Consider the following 19,212-nt stretch of genomic DNA (forward strand, 5'->3'; position numbering starts at 1 on the left):
TTGCCAAAGACTATTTCCCGGCTAGATTGATAACTTAAGCTTCAACTGCTGCTTCTTCCTCTGCCTCTGCAACAACTTCCTCTGTAACCTGGCTTCCCTGGTTTGCCTCGATAACAGCATCTGCCATTTTGGAAACGATAAGTTTTACTGCTCTGATCGCATCATCATTTCCCGGAATAACATAATCTAATTCCTCTGGATCGCAGTTTGTATCTGCAATACCAATCAATGGAATACCTAAAGTATGAGCTTCCTGAATACAAATTCTTTCCTTTTTCGGATCTACTACGAAAATTGCATCCGGAATTCTCTTCATATTTTTAATTCCGCCAAGATTCTTTTCAAGCTTCTCTAATTCTTTCTTTAATTCAATTACTTCTTTTTTAGGAAGAACATCAAAAGTTCCATCTTCCTGCATTGTTATAATCTCTTTTAATCTCTCAATTCTCTTCTGAACTGTCTTGAAGTTAGTAAGCATTCCGCCTAACCATCTCTCATTTACAAAGTACATTCCGCAACGCTCTGCCTCAGATTTGATAGCATCCTGTGCCTGCTTCTTTGTTCCAACAAAAAGAATCGTTCCGCCGTCTGCAACTACGTCTGCAATTGCCTTGTAAGCTTCGTCTACTTTACCAACAGACTTCTGTAAGTCGATAATGTAGATTCCGTTTCTCTCTGTGTAGATGTACTCTGCCATCTTAGGGTTCCATCTTCTTGTCTGATGTCCGAAATGAACACCTGCTTCAAGTAACTGTTTCATTGAAATAACACTCATTTTATTACCTCCGTGGTTGTTTTCTTCCGCATACTTCATATCTTCAAGCTACCTTTCGGCACCGGCTTAAAAATCGGCATACGTGTTTTTTTACCATCATGTATTATAGCATAAAGACTTGCCATAGGCAAGACCTTTTTCTATCTTCCTGTTAATTTTCCAAGTATCGTATCGTAACTCTCTCCCGACTTCACTTCATATTCACCGACCTGTATGTTATTTACATTGCCGGTTTCTACAATATAATTATTAAAATCGCCTGCATCGGGAATAATTCCTTTTTCCTGCAGAAGTTTTGACACCGCCTCTGCACTCATACCTTGTATCACGCTGAATTTGAGTGTCGTCTCATTTTCTGAGCCTTCTGTGTAGGTCTCCTCCGTCGTCACTCCGTCACTCTCCGTTGTGGTGGTAACCGGCTCGTTCGGCTCCTCATTTTGAGTCTGCTCTTCCTCCGGTGTGTTTTCATCGGCCGCCTGGCTGTCATCTATTTCTCCCGCCTCTTGTAACTGGCTCTCCAGATCAGTTATGCTGCTTTTTGCATTTGACAGTTCCTTTTTCACGGAATTATAGTCATCTTCACTCACCATTCCAAGCTCCTGCGCCCGTATGATAATCTGTTCTGTTGTCATTTCTTTTTTGCCTGAACCATTTGCAATTCCGGCAAGCAATGCGGTTACAACAATTCCAATACCAAGTCCTCTTAAATAGTATTTGAATTTCATCATCTTCCCCCTTTAAACAGGTCAATGACCAATTGCACTTCGCCAACACCAAGTCCCAATGTCTTTGCAATTTCTAAAGCGCTTTGTCCTTCCTGGCTCATGTCTAATATTTTATAATTATAATTGGAAACATCCATTTTTGTTTCCTCTTCTTCTCTGTAGATGAAGCCCTCGAGCAAATCTTCCACATCACTCTCCGCTGCCTCATCCTCTTCCTCGACAAAATCTTTTTCCGGCAACTCTTCTTTTTCAGAATCTGTCCCATAATAATAGCCCTCTGTCGTTTCCTCCATATCCTTTGAAAACTGCAGTGCCATCTGCTCAATATTTTTAATCTGCTTCTCCAGCAGTTCAATTGCCTTCGTGCTTTCCTCCATGCGCTCCAGAGAGCCTTCCTGGCTATTTCTGTATTCATTCAGAAAGCTGATTTGAGACTCCATTTTTTCCGTTAGCATCTGTGCCTCAGCCAGCTTTTTATTTATGCTCTTATTCGCCTTTGTGATAAGCTCAGCCGTATCTTTTATCTCTTTGTTCTTATCGTTTAGCATTCCATATAAAAACATAACCTCATTATGATTTTTATGAATTGATTCCATCACGGTATCGGAATACTCATTAATTGCCATTATCTTTTCATTCGATAACTTTTCCATGGAGCGTTTGACACTGACGGTCGAATCCTCCGCTGCTTCATTTACCATTTCAACGATATCATCGTTCATATTATCTATCTGTGTCTGCAGCAGTGACTTTAATTCCTTTTCATCGATAGCCGCCTTCAACTGTTCTCTGGTGGCCGTTATTTTCTCCGATACCATAAAACTGCCGCCAAACAGAATCAGTCCTATTATTACTAAAAATATCTCAAATACTGTCATTTTTGCCTCCTAAATACTAACATCAAATCCGCGGCTTTTCTCGTTCTTTTTACCGCTTTCCTGCTCCTTTTTACTGCCTTTTTTCTGATTGGGATTGGAAAAATAAGAACCGTTTCCCTTTTCCTTTGCATCATATTTCTTCTGGTAGTTATCACTGTCATCAGCAGTTCGAACCGCCTTTTGATGATGGTCAATCTCTTTCTTTGCATGGTCATGAAAATTATTCTGATTTACCATGTGTTTATTGTCTTCATTTTGTTTGATTGCCCCTATATCTTGTGCTCTTGATATTGCTCCATTGATTTCAAACGGTCTTATTGACATATTTAAACTCTCCTTTCCCCGGGAAAAGAATGTGCTAAAGCACATTCTCACACCAAACGCAGTCGGTGCAGCCAATCTATCCCCTCGCACAAACGGCGATTATAACATTAGCATTTTTACCTCTCCCTGCTCTCTTACAAATTGACAATGATCTCTCTCATCTCTGACATACAGGGCACAGTCGGAAATTGTCAGCTTCACATCGGCATATACTCTCTCCAATACTTTTATTCTCGCATTGCTTGCCATCTCAAAGGTAGCGTTCATATCATCTATCTCTGCCTGGCTGTTATCCAACTGTTTTCGCAGCTCTTTGTATTCGTCTGATATCTGCTTAATATAGGCAGTCTGCTCTTTCGTCAGCCTTTGCCCCTGACTGACCTTTTTCATATAATTTGTGATAATCGGCTCTATCACATTTATTTTTTTCCTGGTTTCATCTATTTCCTTAAGCAAAGTCTGCTGTCTTTCCTTGAGTGCCGGATCAATACCAACCTCAACTTTTGTATCAGCCCCCATTGGAGAGCCTATTGTGCGAGCTGTAACTCCCACAAGAGAAATTACGCTGCCGCCGGCAATAAAGCCTTTCTTGCCTTGAACGACAATCTCTCCTTTTGCAGATACCTTGCTGTGCAAAATGGATTCTGTCTGAACAAAGCCCTCTGCCTCCACATGAGCGCTTTCAATAAACTTTGTAATAACGTTGCCGCCTGCTTTTAAAATGCCATGGTGCCTTCCCTGAATACCACGCTCCACAACAATATTTCCGCCAGCTATCAACACAGCGCCTTCCACAACGCCATGTACTTGGATATTTCCCTTTGCAACAATTTCAAAGCCGCTCAATACATTTCCTTTTACAATGACATCTCCCTCAAAAGAAATATTTCCCGTGGAGGTATCTACGTTTGCCACTTCATAGACATTCGAAACAAACACCTTCCCCTCTACCAGTGAAGCATGTCCGTCCACCGTTGACGTGATGGTACATTTGTCTTCGGAAAGCTCTATATTTTTACCGAATCTCAATTTTAATTTATTATAATTAGGCTGCCTGATTATTTCGCCAAGCACATTTAGACCCGGCTTTCCCGGATCCTCTGGTGTCAGTGTCGCAAGTGCCTGTCCCTTATGGATATGTCCGATATTGTCAAGACGGTGAAAATCAACCGTTCCATCTTGATTCATCTTAGGTTTAACCGTCAGGTTCGTGTTGAAATGATACGTTATGACAGCATCCTGTCCCAATGTTACCGGTATCCCCTTTGCTACCACATAATTGCAGCAATATTGTTTTACCGCTAATATTTTCTCAATTACTTCCCGTTCAACACCTACTTTAACGCCCTTCAATGTAAGTGTGCTGACAATTTCGTCATACTCCACATTTTTTCCCTTATCGGAAGGGGAATAAAAGCGAATAATCGCCTGCATTTTATCTTGGCTGATGCTGATTGCTATTTGTTCTGAAGTAGGAAGAAGTGCATCGTCATTTAACTTTATTGTCGTTTCTTCCTTTAAATCCTGGATTGCGGTGTTTACTTCTTTAATATCATATTCGTAAACTCTCACCATGTTTAAATACTCATTGATATCATTAATACTAATTGCTTTGCCGCCGTCTGTCGGCGGAATCAGTTTTAAATAGGTACCCTCTGTTTTACCTATTAATTGAAAATAACCATTCATGCTACTTCTCCCTTTTAATGTACTAAATATCTGTTAGTATCTCAAAATATTTCCCCAATTTCACTTTCATCTTCTGTATTGCTTTCGTATGCAACTGTGATATCCTTGATTCTGACACTTCCAATATTCTGCTGATTTCCTTTAATGTCAGCTCTTCATAATAATACAACAAAACAACTTTCTTTTCCTTTTCCGTCAATTCCTCCAGTGCTTCTTTCAGCATTTGCTTTACTTCATCATTTTCAACCGTTTTTTCCGGCATCTCAAAGCTAGTTCTATCTTTATTTTCAAAGGAAGTTTCACTTCCCTGTTCCAAAAATTCATCCAGAGAAACCATGTTTGTAACTTTTGTTTTATTTCTCCAGTCATCTAATTCGTCCCCACTTATTCCGATGACCGCGGCAATTTCCTCATCCGTCGCTTCTCTGTTTGTCCGCTGCTCAATCTCCTGCATCGCCATTTCAATTTTTTTCTGCTTTTGTCTGACGGTACGCGGTATCCAATCCATCTTTCTTATTTGGTCCAAAATTGCTCCTCTGATGCGAAGACTGGCATATGTCTCAAATTTGACCATTTTAGCAGAATCAAATTTATCAATCGCATCAATCAAACCAAATATTCCATACCCCACCAAATCATCATATTCCACACAATGACCCAGGTACATGCTCAATCTTCCTGCCACTATTTTAACAAGCGGAGCGTATTCAATTATTATCTTTTCTCTAATTTCCGGCGCCTTGTCCTTTGCATAACTCTCCCATAGCTTTAATTTCCCTGCTTCGTCCATTTATACGCCTCCCAGTCACTATTCTCTATATATCTTGCTCCGGCTGCTCTTCCTTTTCCCCATCAGCTTCTTCCGTTGCCGTTTCTTCGCCTTCTTCCTCTTTTGGTTTCGGGAAACAAATTTTTATAATAACAGTACGCGCAATCAATCCGATTATATAAAAAGAAACCAGCACAATTAAAAGTGCCGTCAGCGCATATATATTATCAAATCCCTTTACAAAAGAAATAACACAGGTAATCAGACCCGCAGTTAACATAATAATGATTGGTAATAATTTTATCCTCTTCATTTTACCACCTTTTCATAAAATACGGAAAAATAGAATCATCATTTATCAATGACATTCTATCTTTCTACATTTTATATTCAGTTCCTTCAAATAGTATCCTTTATATCACTTTTCTCTCTTTTCCAACCGACTTAATAACAAACTCTCCCGTTTCTGTATAAAATTCTACGGTTCGTCCATAATTTAGTCCCGTATCTTCTGCCAATAGACGAATTCCCAATTCCTTCAGTTTCAGTTTCGATGCCTCTACATTTCTTGCACCGATACGAACCATATCTGACTGACCGTTAAAAGCAAACATTTGGGCTCCCCCTGCTATTTTAGCAACCATTCTGTTCTTGCTAGCCCCCGACTTCGTCATCAAATCAATTAAATCCGCAATTCCCGTATCAGCAAATTTTGCCCGGTTAGAATTGTTTCTGATTTGTGTACTGTCAGGCAGCATAACATGCGCCAATCCGCCGATTTTACTGGTCGGATCATAGAGTGCTATTCCCACGCAGGAGCCCAATCCCAACGTTGTAATTGCATTGGGATATGGGCATACCTTTAAGTCAGCCATACCCACTTTAATCATTTCATCCATATGTATATTACCACCCGTACTATAATCCTAATGAAGCGAGAATTTTATCGTATGATGCTAATTCAGGGATTAATATGAAATATCCGTTAATCAGAACTTCATCCCCAAACTGCGTTTCAATTAGCAGTGCCTTGTCTCCAAGCTTTCCAAATTCAATTGCCGGAACACTCAATATTGCAGCCGCCATATCAATGCTCATATAAGGTATTGATGCCGCAATTGTCAGACTTGTCAATGTCGATAAGGAAGACAGATAAGCACCTGTAATGATGTTTCCGATTTCCTGTAATGCCGACAAATCCATATCATCAAATTCCCGTTCTTCATTCACAGGTCTTCCCATTAACTGATTTACAAGACAGGTTGCAGCGGTTTTCTCCACCATAAACATCATACTGCCTTCAATATCTCCTTCCAGCATCAAATAAATGCCGACTACAAGTTCTTCTTCATCACAAATAGACGGAGCCAGTTTATCAAAGCCTACCAAATCAACCTTTGGAACCTTCATATCAAGCTTCATATTAAGCAGCTGGGACAATGCTGTTGTTGCATTGCCCGCGCCTATATTACCCAATTCTTTTAATACATCATAATGAACCGAATCTATTTCATCCAAATTAATTTTTGACATTATGTTTACCACCCTACACTAATTCTTTTTCTGAGATTACACCATTGATATCCAACAGAGAAATTAATTCGCCGTCATGCTTGCCAATACCATTGATATAAGAAATTCTCTCGTCCTTGGAATCATATGCCATCTTCTCAATCTCAGCATTTTCCAGAGTTACTACTTCTCTTACTTCGTCTACGATAATACCGATTAATGCCTGTTCCATTTTTAAAATAATAATACGGCTGCTATTACTGAACTGGTCGTCCTCCAGCTGCATTTTTAATCTTATGCTCATAACCGGTACAATGACACCTCTTAAGTTGATAACACCTTTAAAATAATGCTGTGCCTTTGGCACTCTGATAATTTTCTGCATACGAACAATATTGTCAACATAACTGATATCAATTCCGTATTGCTCGTTTCCGATTTTTACAACAATATATTGAGTTGAACTAAATTCTACTTTATTTTCTTCCACTGTCGGCACCTCCTTATACTAATGTATTCACATCAAGAATCAATGCGATTTCGCCGTCACCAAGTATCGTTGCTCCGCTGATTACTTTATCAATGTTGATATATTTGCCCAGCGACTTAATAACGATTTCCTGCTGTCCCATCAGGTTATCAACCACAAGACCAGCCAGTCTATCGCCCTTCTTCACGATAACTACCGTTAAGTTTTCCGGCTCTTCTTCATTCTTCTCGATTCCAAGTACCTGATCCAAACGGATAAGCGGTATAACTGTCTCTCGAATATGTATCACTTCTTTTGCTTCAACATATTTTATGTCATGAATTGAAATATCTTCGATTGTCTGTATGCTTCCGAGTGCTATCGCATACTTCTCATCTCCAAGTTCAACCATAAGTGCCTGAATAATGGCAAGCGTCAACGGAAGTCTGATTGTCCATGTACTTCCTTCTCCGAGCTTACTCTTTACCTCAACATCTCCGCCAAGAGCTTCAATCTTGGATTTTACAACGTCAAGCCCAACGCCTCGTCCCGATACGTCTGAGATAACCTTCGCTGTTGAGAAGCTTGGCAGGAATAGTAAGTCGATGATATCTTTATCATTCATGGACTCTGCCTGCTCCGGTGTGATTGTTCCTCTATCCAAAGCTTTTCTTCTGACAGCAGAAACATCAATACCGTTACCGTCATCTCTAACTTCGATGATTACGTTATTTCCTTCCTGATATGCATCCAAGAAAATCGAGCCAACTGCCGGCTTTCCTCTCTCTTTTCTCACTTCCGCTGACTCAAGACCGTGGTCTGCAGAGTTACGAAGCAAATGCATAAGAGGATCACCGATTTCATCGATTACTGTTCTGTCAAGTTCTGTATCCTCACCTGACATATACAGTTCCATTTTCTTATTTAGTTTTTTATTTAAATCACGAATCATACGAGGGAAACGATTTACCACGCTCTCAATCGGCACCATTCGTGTTTTCATAACTGATTCATGGAGATTTGTCGTTACTCTCTCCAGATATTCAATCTGCTCATGGAAGCCTTGAGAACTCTCGCCCGCTTCACTGGAGCTTACAGATACCAATCCGTTTTTCGCAATAATCAGCTCACTCACCAGATTCATCAAAACATCCAGCTTCTCAATGTCCACTCGCACTGTACGGTTTACCACAGGCTTCTGTGTTGACGAATTGCCGTTTGCCTTACCAGCTGACTGAGCCTTTGGTGCCTCTTTAGGAGCAGATACATTTCCGGAAGACTTTTCAGTTTCCTCTGTGTGCTCGTCCTGATTCTCATCATCATCTTTATCCATACCTAATATGCTTTCATAGGTAAATTCTTCACCAATTACTGTATCAATTTCAGATACATTTTTTATAACAGCCTCTACGGTCTGATAAGACTCTTTGGAAATAATATACATACTAAAATGGAAGTCAAATCTTTCATCTTCAATATCCTGAACACTTGGGATGGATTTGATTGTCTCACCTACATCCTCAACGCCCTTAAACACAAGAAACGCTCTGGCCGCTTTCAATATACAGGTTTCCTGAATATACACCGTCATACCATACACATGTAAGCCTTCTTCAAAAGCTTCACTGATTGCATGCTGTTCCTGTGGTTCCAGTTTGATATCCTTATAATGTGCTATAAATTTGGAAGACGTCTGCGCAGCCGAAGGCTCTGATACAGCTTGTTTGTTTTCAATCGGTGCTGCCTCAGCGGCTGCTCCGGTCTCTACACTTAAAATCGCATTCAGCTTTGTGATAATCGGCTCGTTATCGTTTGTTCCTTCTCCCGCTGTCTGCTGAATGGTCTCAAGATAGCCTTCCAAAGCATCCAAGCACTGGAACAACACATCAACCAATCCTGCGCTTACTCTCATTTTGCCGTTGCGGATTTCAGAGAATATATTCTCCATATCATGGGTCAGTCTCTGCATTCTCTTGTAACCCATTGTTCCTGCCATTCCCTTCAAGGAATGTGCCGCTCTGAATATTTCATTAATCACATCTTCATTGTCCGGTTCTTTTTCCAGAATCAATAACTGCTCATTTAAGCTTTGCAAATGCTCTTTTGTTTCATCGATAAAAATCTCTAAATATTGACTAACATCCATATTATCGTACTCCTACATTCTTCGTTATGGTCTGCGAAACCTGGTTGAGAGGAACGACTTCATCCACCAATCCGGTTTCAGCAATGGTCTTAGGCATTCCATATACCACGCATGTCTTTTCATCTTGTGCAATTACATAGACCGGTTTACTGTTGCTTAACATTTTGATACCGCTTGTACCATCAGCTCCCATGCCCGTCAAAACAACACATACCACTTCATCATAAGAGGATTCCGCCAGCGATTCATACATCAAATTCGCACACGGTCTTAATCCGCCAATCGGTTCTTCTTTTGTAAGCTTTATCTTATGATTTACGCCGTCCCTTATCGCCTTCATATGAAATCCACCGGGTGCAATATATACCCAGCCTTTTTCAATGATATCACCCTCGGCAGCTTCTTTTACTCTGATTCGACTCATCTCATCAAGGCGTTGTGCCAGTGAATTTGTAAAGCCCGCAGGCATATGCTGCACAAGCAATACGGCGGCATCTAAATCGGCAGGCAGTGCCGGTATGACGTACTGTAAAGACTTTGGTCCGCCTGTTGAGCATGCCAGGGCAACCACTTTATTGGTCGCTGTCTTAGGCTTTGGAATGCGTTTTATTTCCCGCTTTCCTTCTTTGACCGACTGTTCACTCATCTTCTGAGAAAACAGCGTCCCTAGCGTATCTTCCGTCTTCCTCTCTGGCATCACATTTGCAGCTACCTCAATTGCAGACATCAGTCGGTCTTTAAAGTCATTCCCTTTTGCTTCAATAAAGTTTTCCGGCTTTGTTACGAAATCAAAAGCACCCAGCTCCAAAGCAAGAATTGTCTCTTTTGCACCTTCTTTTGCCAAGGTACTCACCATGATAATCTTTGTCCTGATTTTGTACCTCTGCAACTGCTCAAGCAACTCTAACCCTGTCATTTTAGGCATATTAATGTCACATACAACCACATCATATTTTTTGTCCAACAACAATTCAAAAGCCTCTGCACCATTTTTTGCAGTGTCTGTAACTTTAAAATTATTATTTAAACCTATTATATCACATATAATCCTTCTCATGAGTGCAGAGTCATCAACTACTAAAATATTTTTTTGCATATTCATCAACTCTTTCTATTTTTTCGTACTTTTCGCTCTTCTTCAAAAATATATCGCACAATTTCTTCTTTTTCGTCGGTTCTCATGCTGATATATTTTGCTCTATTTTCATATTGTCCGCTTCGATTCAATATTTTATCCGAAGAAATGACTTTTACCGTAGTCGAAAACTGTTTCATTATGTGTTTTACTATAATTGTAAATGTAATAATGGCATAGGATCCCTCTTCAAACCTTTCGCCTCCGGTAAACCTTATCCCTCCGCCGCTGATATCCACGATAAAGCCTTCCTGCCATTCTAGTTTTTGTCCCCGCAGTTCTTCCATAATTTGTGGGTCTTCAATCTGGCATTCCGTTTCATTTATCTTTGCATATTTCATATCAATGATGCAATTCAGGCGATAAAATTCTCTTCTTTGATTTTTTAGTATCGGCTGGCTCAACTCAAATATAACAGTAAAGAGATTGCCTTCCTTTTTTCTCTCAACAACCTTACCCTTAGACTGATAAAGTCCATTCTCTGTGTAGAAAAATATTTCCAAAGACACTTCTGTCGGAAGCAGCACAAGGTTTCCGCCTTCAATCGGCATTGCCAACTTAATTGTTTTTTCATCAATTTCATCAATTATTTTACTTTTGTAGGTTCTATATTCTTTTTCTGTCGTATCCGTAATCTGTCTGTTTTTTACAATTCTCAATTCAACTTTATTTCCGATACTAATTATATCTGACATAACAACCACTCCTATCTGGATAATCTGGATTTAAGTAGTTCATTAAACATACCGGCAATTCCTTTTTTGCTTTTTGGTTCCATAATATCATTCACCATCAATCTCGCAAGTTCCTCATATGCCTTGGAAGCCTTCGAATTTGGATGCAACAATGAAACCGGTTTCTGCTTAATAATTGCCTTTTGAACATTTTCATCCTGCGGCACAACGCCAAGCAGACTTATGTTCAGGTTTAAAAATTTTTTCACTACTGCATTTAACTTGCTATAACTAGTTATTCCTTCTTGATAGGAACTAGCCCTATTTGACAATACCTTAATTTTCGTTTCGTCAGGATGAAATCTAGGATTATTATTTAAAACCTTTAGCAGAGCGTAGGCATCTGTCATGGATGTAGGTTCCGGTGTAATAACAAGAAATACCTCCCTGCTCACCAAAATAAACTCCAATACCGCATCAGAAATACCTGCTCCTGTATCGATAATAATATAGTCTGCAAGTCCATCAAGCTCTGCCAGGTTATGAACCAGCATATCAATCTGCCTTCGATTTAAATTAGCAAGCTTGCTTATTCCCGACCCTCCCGATACAAATCCAACGTCCTCAGGTCCCAGTGTAATAATTTCCTTTATGTTTTTCCCTTTGAAAATCAAATCCTCCAAATTATATTTTGGAATACTGCCAAACATAACTTCAACATTGGCCAATCCAAAATCTGCATCAAATATAATAACCCGCTTACCAAGCCGCCTCAACTGAACCGCCAGATTAACAGAAGAATTACTTTTTCCTACACCGCCCTTCCCACTCGTTACGGTTATAACTCTTGCTGACTGGTCCATTCTCTGACTCGACAATTTAATAATATTTCTTAGCTGCTGGGCTTGGTCCATATTTTACTGACCTCCCAGCAATTGCTTCACCAGGCTCTGCGCATCAAATATTTCAATATCATCCGGTACATTCTGTCCAGATGTCACATAAGCCAGTTCTTTTCCTGAATACATCTTAATATTCAAAATATTTCCTAAACTTGTTGTTTCATCCAATTTAGTAAATATAATACTATAATCTACCATATTGTTGTAAGTGTCAACAATTTTAATCAAATCTTTATACTTTGTTGCCGCACTGATTACAAGATAAATCTCTTTCTCTACCTCATCACCAAGGCAATCAACCAACTGCTTGATATCATCGGTCTGCTCTTTATTCTTATGAGAATGTCCTGCCGTATCAACCAAAATAAAATCATAGTCTTTATAACGCTCGAAAGAAGCTTCCAGTTCATCAGATGAATATATGATGTCAAAGGGAACTCCTAAAATATTGGCATAAGTCCTAAGCTGTTCTGCCGCAGCAATACGATAGGTATCCGCCGTGAGCATTGCAATCTTCTTATTGCCTTCCACATGAAATTTTGATGCTATCTTTGCCAGTGTAGTCGTCTTTCCCACTCCGGTAGGTCCGATAAAAAACACTACCTTTGGCTTCTTTTTTGCCTCGCTGATAAGCTTTGCCTGACCAAGTTTTAAAATCATGCGCTGGTAAATATTTGCGAGCACATGGTCGATTGTCAGATCTTTATTTTTAATCAATTCAATTTCACCTATGAATTGATTAATATACTTTTCGTCTACCTCCATATCAAGCAGCGTTTTATAAATCAGCTGTGAAAATACTGCCGTCTCACTCTTTTCTTCCGGCTCCTTCGGCTTTTCTTTCTCCGCTGGCTTTGTCTCAATCTGCTTTTCTAAAAGAAGTTGTAAATCAGAGAGTCTTTTTTCAATCGCTGAAGTATCTTCCCTTTTGCTTTTTACAGGGGGGTCTTTCTTTACCGGCTCCATCATGTCCAACTCCTCCTCGACAAGGATATCAAAACTGCTTTTGGTTGAGGCCGGAGAAGCCGCCGGTTTTTCCGGCTTTTTCTCTTCTTTTTTCCCCTCTTCCAATGCCACGGTAACTTCCACGGTTGTAGGCTTGAAGAGCTTGAAAACTCCTCTTTGCTTCATTGTCTTCACATTTAATACAACCGCATCGTTCCCAAGCTCTTCCTTCGCCTGTAAGACAGCTTCCATCTCAGTTGCACCTTGATATTTTTTAATTATCACTATACTGTCACCATCCCTACTGACTGTAATTCAATATTTGATTCAATTTCATTGTAGGATACTACAACCAAATCTTTAAAATAATCTTGTGTAAGCTTCTTAAAATACATTCTCACGATAGGTGATGTAATAATAATTGCGCTTTTTCCAAGATTTTGTAACTTATTCATTTCCGCTTCCACAGAAGCAATAATCGTCTTTGTTTTTTCCGGCTCCAATGTCAGAAAAGCTCCCTGTTCGGTCTGCTTTACCGATCCCATGATATCCTGCTCCACCTTTGGATCCAGTGTGATAACCTGCGTCGCTTCTCCCTGTTCAAAATACTTCGCAGAGATTGCTCTCTTTAGACTTTGGCGCGCATACTCAGTCAAAATATCCGGATCTCTCGTCGTTGATGAGTAGTCCGCCAGCGTTTCACATATGGTAAGTAGGTCTCGGATTGAGATGCCTTCTTTTAACAGGTTCTGTAAAACCTTCTGCACTTCTCCGATGCCAAGCTGCTTTGGTATAAGCTCCTCAATAAGTGTTGAATTGTTCTCTTTCACATTGTTGATAAGATTCTGAACATCCTGTCTTGTGAGAAGCTCATCAATATGGTTTCGAATAATCTCCGTTAAGTGTGTTGCAATGATAGACGGCGGATCTACTACGGTATAACCCATACTTTCCGCGCGCTCTCTCTGGCTCTCTGTAATCCAGATTGCCGGAAGATGGAAGGATGGCTCGAAGGTAGGAATACCTGTAATCTCCTCCTCTACATAGCCCGGATTCATCGCCATATAATGGTCAAACAGTATTTCACCCTCACTTACCTGAACACCTTTTATCTTAATGATATATTGATTCGGATTTAACTGAATATTATCTCTTAAACGAATAATCGGAACAACCGTACCTAATTCAAGTGCAATTTGGCGTCGTATCATAACAACACGGTCTAGCAAATCACCGCCCTGGTTTACATCGGCAAGTGGGATGATACCGTAGCCAAATTCCAATTCAATCGGATCTACATGGAGAAGAGATACCACATTTTCAGGTCTTCTGATTTCATCCGCAACCGATTCTCCTGCATCCACTTCTTCCTCAATCGCTTCAACACCAATCTGTCTGGACATCGCCGCACCCGTAAGGATAAATACAAGTCCGAGAAGTCCGAACACCAAAATATTCAGCGGGGTTGCTACACCAAGTAACAGTAACGTAGCTCCAACCATATAAAGCACCTTCGGTATCGAAAACAACTGCTTTACAAGCACATCGCCAAAGTCTGCCTCTTTCGAGGTTTTTGTAACCAGAATACCGGTTGACAGCGATATCATAATGGATGGTATCTGACTTACAAGACCATCACCGATTGTCAATATAATATATTTATTTAACGCCTCGTTGAGATCCATACCCTGTCTTAGCATACCCATGGCAAGACCACCTACGATATTTATCACAACAATAATAAGACCTGCTATCGCATCTCCTTTTACGTACTTTGTCGCACCATCCATGGCTCCAAAGAAAGCAGATTCCTGCTGTATCTTTTCTCTTCTTTCTACTGCCTGTTTATCATTTATAGCGCCTGTATTCAAATCGGCGTCAATCGCCATCTGCTTACCCGGCATAGCATCGAGCGTAAATCTTGCGGTTACTTCCGCAACTCTTTCAGAACCCTTATTAATTACAATAAACTGCACAAGTATTAAAATAACAAATACAATTGCACCGATAATCAAATCTCCGCCACCAACAAATTCTCCGAAGGTCTGAACAACATTACCCGGATCACCTGATGAAAGGATAAGCTTTGTCGTAGAAACGTTCAAAGATATTCTAAAAATTGTCGTAAATAACAATATCGTTGGAAAAGATGACATATTTAATACCTCTTTTGTAAAAAGAGCATTAAATAAAATGGTTAAGGTTATTGCTATATTACATGCTAACATGATATCAAGTAAGAAAGCAGGCATGGGAATAATCAAAAACACAATTGCTGCTAATAAAAATGCTCCTACGCCTATATCTGTCTTCTTCATGTTTTACCTCCTCTACATGTTATTCCTATTATATACAAATTTAACTATGTTTTAAACTATAAACATACGCTAAAACTTCAGCCACTGCCTGATACAACTCAGGCGGTATCTGCTCACCCACATCTACATTATAGTATAACATTCTCGCCAACGGCTTATTTTCTACAATTTCAATATGATATTCTTTTGCGTTTTCCCTGATTTTCTGCGCCAAATAGTCCTCGCCCTTCGCAACGACAATCGGTGCACTTGCGTTTTCAGCATCATATTTCACCGCCACCGCAAAGTGGGTAGGGTTTGTGATAACAACATCTGCGGTAGAGAGAGACTGCATCATTCTTCTTCTGGAAGCTTCCTGCATTTTGCTTCTTATCTTTCCTTTTATCTCCGGATTACCTTCCGCATTTTTATATTCATCTTTAATTTCCTGCTTGGTCATTTTCATGTCAGTCGTAAATTTATATTTTTGATAAATGTAATCTGCCAAGCCTACAATCATATAGACTGCACTCAGTTTTATACCCAAATCTATTATAATTTCTCCGATATATGTCAAGGCCAGCTTAAGCGGTATATCATATAACCGGAAAATGATTTCCTGCTCTGATTTCAAGGTGGAATATGCAACATAAGCAATAATCCCTATTTTAAATACACTTTTGAAAAGTTCAAAGATAGCCCTTGTCGAAACAATCTTTTTTAATCCATTGATGGGACTAAATTTATTTAACTTCGGTTGCAGGGGTTTCATAGTCGGCTTCCATTTTACCTGAGCCAAGTCCGCTATCAGACTAATCATAAATCCCACAAGAAATATGGGTGCCACCATCTGAAGCATAATAAACATTGTCTCATTCACAATACGGGTATACATCCTTGTTTCCATCATTTGATCCTTATTCAGAACCATTTCAGGTATCAGATTATAGATAGCGGAAAAAGACTCCAGAAACTTAGTTCCCAAAGTTCCTATCCATATTTTAAGAATAATAAAAAATCCAAACAGCATAAGTGCACTGTTTATTTCATTACTCTTTGCAACCTGCCCTTCTTTTCTGGCATCTTCCAGCTTCTTCGCAGTAGCCGGTTCCGTTTTTTCCCCGCCGGGTCCATCTTTTGCAAAATACTGAAGATTATATTTTATCATACTAATACATTCCTTGTATCATGGACACTATCATTTTTTTCATTTCCGTAAAAATGTAATTTGCCACATTATTAAACATTCCTATTGTAAGAAAAATCGTAATCAGTCCCATCATGATTTTTAATTGAATACCAATTACAAACATATTCATCTGCGGTGCAACCTTTGCCAATACACCAAGAACGACATTTGTTACCAAAATAACCGCAAATATCGGCAATACAATCCGAAATCCTATAATTAGATAATCTGCCATGTACGCAAGAAAGCTGTCATATAGACGGTCCATATTAAACTGAACATTTCCCAAAGGAACCAGTTGATATGCATCTACAACTGCTCTAAGCAGATAATGCGGCATATCGGAGCATACCATAACAAGCATAAATATATAGTTATAAAAGCTACCACTGATGGATGTTTCTTCCTTACTGATAGGGTCAAGCACACTTACCATCGAAAAACCGATGTCCATGTCAATCATTCTTCCGGCAAAAGCAATAATAGAATAACAAATACTGGCAGACAGTCCTAACAAAAGTCCTGCTATCCCCTCTCTGAGAACAATCGCTCCATACTCTATCACCGTGGAATATGCCAATGCCCCCCGCGGTAATACCGGATAGACAACTAAGGTTATAAAAAATGCCAGTCCCGCTCTCACTCTTCTAGGTACATTGCTGATCGAAAAATAAGGTGCTATAAAAATAAATGCACTAATTCGAACAAATACCAGCATTAACTGTTCTAATTCCCCCTGCGTAAACTGTATATCAACCATAACGCTAACCTACGTATATGCTGAAATTAGACCAAAGGCGGATCATAAATTCTACAATATTATTTAAAATCCAGCCTCCGAAAACCATTATCGCAAGAAAAATACAAATAATCTTAGGAACAAAGGTCAAGGTCTGCTCTTGAATGGATGTAGCCGTCTGAACAATACTGATAACCAGCCCGACAATCAAGGATACAAGCAGCAAGGGAGCCGACGAAATAATAATTGTATATACTGTGTCTTTTGCTATATCTATAACAATTTCTGAAGTAATCAAATTCCTTTCGCTCCTTTATATCAATAAAATGTCTTGACCAAATTGCCGATAATCAGATTCCAACCGTCCGCTAAGATAAACAGCAATAGTTTAAACGGCATGGAAATTGTAGTCGGCGGCAGCATCATCATACCCATCGACATCAAGGTAGATGCAACTACCATATCAATGATAATAAACGGGATATAAATTAAAAATCCCATAATAAAAGCAGAACGCAACTCGCTTATAATAAAACTAGGTATCAAAACAGTAATCGGAACATCATTCTGACTTTCTATCGTTGTGTTAACCTGAGCAATATCCAAAAATAATTGGATATCCCTTGTCTGGGTCTGCTCAAACATAAACTCCCGCAAAGGTTCAAGCCCTATCTCCAATGCCTGCTCCTGCGTAATCTCGCCTGCATCTAACGGCTTAATTGCCGTATCATTGATTTGCGTAAAAATCGGCCCCATAATAAACAAGGTTAAGAACAATGCCAGTCCCACCAACACCTGATTAGGAGGTGCTGTCTGTGTAGCGAGCGCAGCTCTTGTAAAATGGAGTACAATAATAATTCTGGTAAAAGACGTAAGCATAATCAAAATAGAAGGTGCCAGCGAAATAATCGTCAAAAACAGTAATATTTTAATGCTTGCCGAAAGTCCGCCTTCTCCGTCCGTATTATAATTGATGCTCAATCCACCTACTGTATTGCTTGGACTCAAGGTGTCCGGATTGGAACCTCCCGTCCCCTCCGTGAGCCCTTCTGTTGTTGTTCCTGTTGCATAAGCAGTGTTTGGCGCAAAACTAACCATTAATAAAATTCCCAAAAATATACCTAACAGTTTATATCTATTTCTCTTTACTCTTCTTTTTAATGTCATTTGCCCAACCCGCCTACTTCTTGTGTTTTAACTCTTTTATTTTGTTTAATATTTCGTTAAAGCTCTCTTTCGGAGCATCCCCTTGCCCCATTAAATCAAGCTGCTCTTCCTCTATCTCGGTCAGCATCGTAATACTGTCCTTACCTATAGCAATCACCAAATATTTTTCTCCGGTTCTGATAATCTGAATATATTTGTTCGTTGTAACCTTAAAGGTTTCAATCACCTCTATGTTTTTGTTATAAGTCCTCGTCTTCTGTATTTGAGATATCCATTTCGTTGTGTAATAGGACAGACCCAACACAATAACAAAGATAACCGCAACTGTAAAGAGCTGCCATATACTCTCCAAACCGGAGCCTTGCGAAACTGCTATATACATAATGTCCTCCAAGAGAATAAATTAAGCGTGTAACTGTAAAAGTGCTAAACAGCCACAAAATTAATCACTTACAATAATAGAAAGCTCGCTACGCTCACTTTCTATTATCTAATCATTCCTATATTCTTTGTTAACCTACTACCTTTTTCACAGCCTCTAATACACGATCTGCCTGGAAAGGCTTAACAATAAAATCTTTTGCTCCTGACTGAATTGATTCAATGACCATAGCCTGCTGTCCCATTGCTGAACACATAATAACAAGTGCCTTCGGATCTCCTGCTACAATTTTCTTTAATGCCTGAATTCCGTCCATCTCCGGCATTGTAATATCCATCAATACCAAGTCCGGTTTTGTTTCATTGTATTTTTCCACCGCTTTTGCTCCATTTTCAGCCTCACCAATTACATTATAACCATTTTTAGTTAAAATGTCCTTTATCATCATTCTCATAAATGCTGCATCATCGCAAATTAAAATATTTTTAGCCATGT

The 19,212-nt window shown here is 39.5% G+C and carries 22 protein-coding genes; all 22 read right to left on the reverse strand.

Translation table 11 applies throughout. The annotated features are described in order from the left end of the window. Nucleotides 1–34: 34 nt before the first annotated feature. Nucleotides 35–775, reverse strand: coding sequence for a 30S ribosomal protein S2 (gene rpsB, locus CTY48_RS12665; protein ID WP_099470153.1), 741 nt, complete (start codon nucleotides 773–775; stop codon nucleotides 35–37). A 140-nt stretch (nucleotides 776–915) separates the two neighbouring features. Next, nucleotides 916–1,500: a hypothetical protein gene (locus CTY48_RS12670; protein WP_099468848.1), complete on the reverse strand. Its 585-nt coding sequence runs from the start codon at nucleotides 1,498–1,500 to the stop codon at nucleotides 916–918. Continuing rightward, nucleotides 1,500–2,378 carry a DUF6115 domain-containing protein gene (locus CTY48_RS12675; RefSeq protein WP_099468849.1) on the reverse strand — a complete coding sequence of 293 codons (879 nt, stop codon included), beginning with the start codon at nucleotides 2,376–2,378 and terminating at the stop codon, nucleotides 1,500–1,502. Before CTY48_RS12675 ends, CTY48_RS12670 begins: the two co-directional genes overlap by 1 nt. Before the next feature lie 9 nt (nucleotides 2,379–2,387). Beyond that, complete coding sequence (locus tag CTY48_RS12680; RefSeq protein ID WP_099468850.1) at nucleotides 2,388–2,702, reverse strand: hypothetical protein; 315 nt, start codon at nucleotides 2,700–2,702, stop codon at nucleotides 2,388–2,390. 99 nt (nucleotides 2,703–2,801) lie between these two features. After that, nucleotides 2,802–4,391, reverse strand: a complete 1,590-nt coding sequence (locus tag CTY48_RS12685; protein ID WP_099468851.1) for a FapA family protein — start codon at nucleotides 4,389–4,391, stop codon at nucleotides 2,802–2,804. Between the two features lie 22 nt (nucleotides 4,392–4,413). Further along, nucleotides 4,414–5,181, reverse strand: a complete 768-nt coding sequence (locus CTY48_RS12690; protein WP_099468852.1) for a FliA/WhiG family RNA polymerase sigma factor — start codon at nucleotides 5,179–5,181, stop codon at nucleotides 4,414–4,416. A 25-nt stretch (nucleotides 5,182–5,206) separates the two neighbouring features. After that, nucleotides 5,207–5,473: a hypothetical protein gene (locus CTY48_RS12695; RefSeq protein ID WP_099468853.1), complete on the reverse strand. Its 267-nt coding sequence runs from the start codon at nucleotides 5,471–5,473 to the stop codon at nucleotides 5,207–5,209. A 100-nt stretch (nucleotides 5,474–5,573) separates the two neighbouring features. After that, nucleotides 5,574–6,059, reverse strand: coding sequence for a chemotaxis protein CheD (locus tag CTY48_RS12700; protein ID WP_099468854.1), 486 nt, complete (start codon nucleotides 6,057–6,059; stop codon nucleotides 5,574–5,576). Nucleotides 6,060–6,078: 19 nt separating this feature from the next. Further along, entirely contained in the window at nucleotides 6,079–6,693 is a 615-nt protein-coding gene (locus CTY48_RS12705; protein ID WP_099468855.1) for a chemotaxis protein CheC, read from the reverse strand. A 13-nt stretch (nucleotides 6,694–6,706) separates the two neighbouring features. Beyond that, nucleotides 6,707–7,171 carry a chemotaxis protein CheW gene (locus tag CTY48_RS12710; protein WP_456298590.1) on the reverse strand — a complete coding sequence of 155 codons (465 nt, stop codon included), beginning with the start codon at nucleotides 7,169–7,171 and terminating at the stop codon, nucleotides 6,707–6,709. Between the two features lie 4 nt (nucleotides 7,172–7,175). After that, nucleotides 7,176–9,287 carry a chemotaxis protein CheA gene (locus CTY48_RS12715; protein WP_099468857.1) on the reverse strand — a complete coding sequence of 704 codons (2,112 nt, stop codon included), beginning with the start codon at nucleotides 9,285–9,287 and terminating at the stop codon, nucleotides 7,176–7,178. Between the two features lies 1 nt (nucleotide 9,288). Continuing rightward, a complete protein-coding gene (locus tag CTY48_RS12720; RefSeq protein ID WP_099470154.1) occupies nucleotides 9,289–10,383 on the reverse strand; it encodes a protein-glutamate methylesterase/protein-glutamine glutaminase in 1,095 nt (364 codons plus the stop codon). 5 nt (nucleotides 10,384–10,388) lie between these two features. Beyond that, on the reverse strand, nucleotides 10,389–11,117 hold the full coding sequence (locus CTY48_RS12725; RefSeq protein ID WP_099468858.1) for a flagellar brake protein: 729 nt from the start codon (nucleotides 11,115–11,117) through the stop codon (nucleotides 10,389–10,391). A gap of 11 nt (nucleotides 11,118–11,128) precedes the next feature. Beyond that, nucleotides 11,129–12,010 carry a MinD/ParA family protein gene (locus CTY48_RS12730; protein WP_099468859.1) on the reverse strand — a complete coding sequence of 294 codons (882 nt, stop codon included), beginning with the start codon at nucleotides 12,008–12,010 and terminating at the stop codon, nucleotides 11,129–11,131. A 3-nt stretch (nucleotides 12,011–12,013) separates the two neighbouring features. Next, complete coding sequence (flhF, locus tag CTY48_RS12735) at nucleotides 12,014–13,228, reverse strand: flagellar biosynthesis protein FlhF (RefSeq protein ID WP_099468860.1); 1,215 nt, start codon at nucleotides 13,226–13,228, stop codon at nucleotides 12,014–12,016. Beyond that, the gene (flhA, locus tag CTY48_RS12740) at nucleotides 13,228–15,261 is read right to left on the reverse strand and encodes a flagellar biosynthesis protein FlhA (RefSeq protein ID WP_099468861.1); all 2,034 of its coding nucleotides are present in this window, start codon (nucleotides 15,259–15,261) and stop codon (nucleotides 13,228–13,230) included. Before flhA ends, flhF begins: the two co-directional genes overlap by 1 nt. Nucleotides 15,262–15,301: 40 nt before the next feature. Continuing rightward, nucleotides 15,302–16,408: a flagellar biosynthesis protein FlhB gene (gene flhB / locus CTY48_RS12745; protein ID WP_099468862.1), complete on the reverse strand. Its 1,107-nt coding sequence runs from the start codon at nucleotides 16,406–16,408 to the stop codon at nucleotides 15,302–15,304. 1 nt (nucleotide 16,409) lies between these two features. Continuing rightward, on the reverse strand, nucleotides 16,410–17,189 hold the full coding sequence (gene fliR / locus CTY48_RS12750) for a flagellar biosynthetic protein FliR (RefSeq protein ID WP_099468863.1): 780 nt from the start codon (nucleotides 17,187–17,189) through the stop codon (nucleotides 16,410–16,412). A 4-nt stretch (nucleotides 17,190–17,193) separates the two neighbouring features. Then, nucleotides 17,194–17,466, reverse strand: a complete 273-nt coding sequence (fliQ, locus tag CTY48_RS12755; RefSeq protein ID WP_331463175.1) for a flagellar biosynthesis protein FliQ — start codon at nucleotides 17,464–17,466, stop codon at nucleotides 17,194–17,196. A 20-nt stretch (nucleotides 17,467–17,486) separates the two neighbouring features. Then, complete coding sequence (gene fliP / locus CTY48_RS12760; protein ID WP_099468864.1) at nucleotides 17,487–18,335, reverse strand: flagellar type III secretion system pore protein FliP; 849 nt, start codon at nucleotides 18,333–18,335, stop codon at nucleotides 17,487–17,489. Nucleotides 18,336–18,348: 13 nt separating this feature from the next. Continuing rightward, nucleotides 18,349–18,717, reverse strand: coding sequence for a flagellar biosynthetic protein FliO (locus CTY48_RS12765; RefSeq protein ID WP_099468865.1), 369 nt, complete (start codon nucleotides 18,715–18,717; stop codon nucleotides 18,349–18,351). A 130-nt stretch (nucleotides 18,718–18,847) separates the two neighbouring features. Next, nucleotides 18,848–19,210 carry a response regulator gene (locus tag CTY48_RS12770; protein WP_099468866.1) on the reverse strand — a complete coding sequence of 121 codons (363 nt, stop codon included), beginning with the start codon at nucleotides 19,208–19,210 and terminating at the stop codon, nucleotides 18,848–18,850. Nucleotides 19,211–19,212 lie beyond the last annotated feature (2 nt).

The organism is Konateibacter massiliensis (assembly GCF_900184995.1).
Taxonomy (GTDB): domain Bacteria; phylum Bacillota; class Clostridia; order Lachnospirales; family Lachnospiraceae; genus Lachnotalea; species Lachnotalea massiliensis.

Coding starts and splice junctions, on each gene's coding strand:
- rpsB (WP_099470153.1), bottom strand. CDS start 775: ATGAGTGTTATTTCAATGAAACAGTTACTTGAAGCAGGTGTTCATTTC.
- CTY48_RS12670 (WP_099468848.1), bottom strand. CDS start 1,500: ATGAAATTCAAATACTATTTAAGAGGACTTGGTATTGGAATTGTTGTA.
- CTY48_RS12675 (WP_099468849.1), bottom strand. CDS start 2,378: ATGACAGTATTTGAGATATTTTTAGTAATAATAGGACTGATTCTGTTT.
- CTY48_RS12680 (WP_099468850.1), bottom strand. CDS start 2,702: ATGTCAATAAGACCGTTTGAAATCAATGGAGCAATATCAAGAGCACAA.
- CTY48_RS12685 (WP_099468851.1), bottom strand. CDS start 4,391: ATGAATGGTTATTTTCAATTAATAGGTAAAACAGAGGGTACCTATTTA.
- CTY48_RS12690 (WP_099468852.1), bottom strand. CDS start 5,181: ATGGACGAAGCAGGGAAATTAAAGCTATGGGAGAGTTATGCAAAGGAC.
- CTY48_RS12695 (WP_099468853.1), bottom strand. CDS start 5,473: ATGAAGAGGATAAAATTATTACCAATCATTATTATGTTAACTGCGGGT.
- CTY48_RS12700 (WP_099468854.1), bottom strand. CDS start 6,059: ATGGATGAAATGATTAAAGTGGGTATGGCTGACTTAAAGGTATGCCCA.
- CTY48_RS12705 (WP_099468855.1), bottom strand. CDS start 6,693: ATGTCAAAAATTAATTTGGATGAAATAGATTCGGTTCATTATGATGTA.
- CTY48_RS12715 (WP_099468857.1), bottom strand. CDS start 9,287: ATGGATGTTAGTCAATATTTAGAGATTTTTATCGATGAAACAAAAGAG.
- CTY48_RS12720 (WP_099470154.1), bottom strand. CDS start 10,383: ATGCAAAAAAATATTTTAGTAGTTGATGACTCTGCACTCATGAGAAGG.
- CTY48_RS12725 (WP_099468858.1), bottom strand. CDS start 11,117: ATGTCAGATATAATTAGTATCGGAAATAAAGTTGAATTGAGAATTGTA.
- CTY48_RS12730 (WP_099468859.1), bottom strand. CDS start 12,010: ATGGACCAAGCCCAGCAGCTAAGAAATATTATTAAATTGTCGAGTCAG.
- flhA (WP_099468861.1), bottom strand. CDS start 15,261: ATGAAGAAGACAGATATAGGCGTAGGAGCATTTTTATTAGCAGCAATT.
- flhB (WP_099468862.1), bottom strand. CDS start 16,408: ATGATAAAATATAATCTTCAGTATTTTGCAAAAGATGGACCCGGCGGG.
- fliR (WP_099468863.1), bottom strand. CDS start 17,189: ATGGTTGATATACAGTTTACGCAGGGGGAATTAGAACAGTTAATGCTG.
- fliP (WP_099468864.1), bottom strand. CDS start 18,335: ATGACATTAAAAAGAAGAGTAAAGAGAAATAGATATAAACTGTTAGGT.
- CTY48_RS12765 (WP_099468865.1), bottom strand. CDS start 18,717: ATGTATATAGCAGTTTCGCAAGGCTCCGGTTTGGAGAGTATATGGCAG.
- CTY48_RS12770 (WP_099468866.1), bottom strand. CDS start 19,210: ATGGCTAAAAATATTTTAATTTGCGATGATGCAGCATTTATGAGAATG.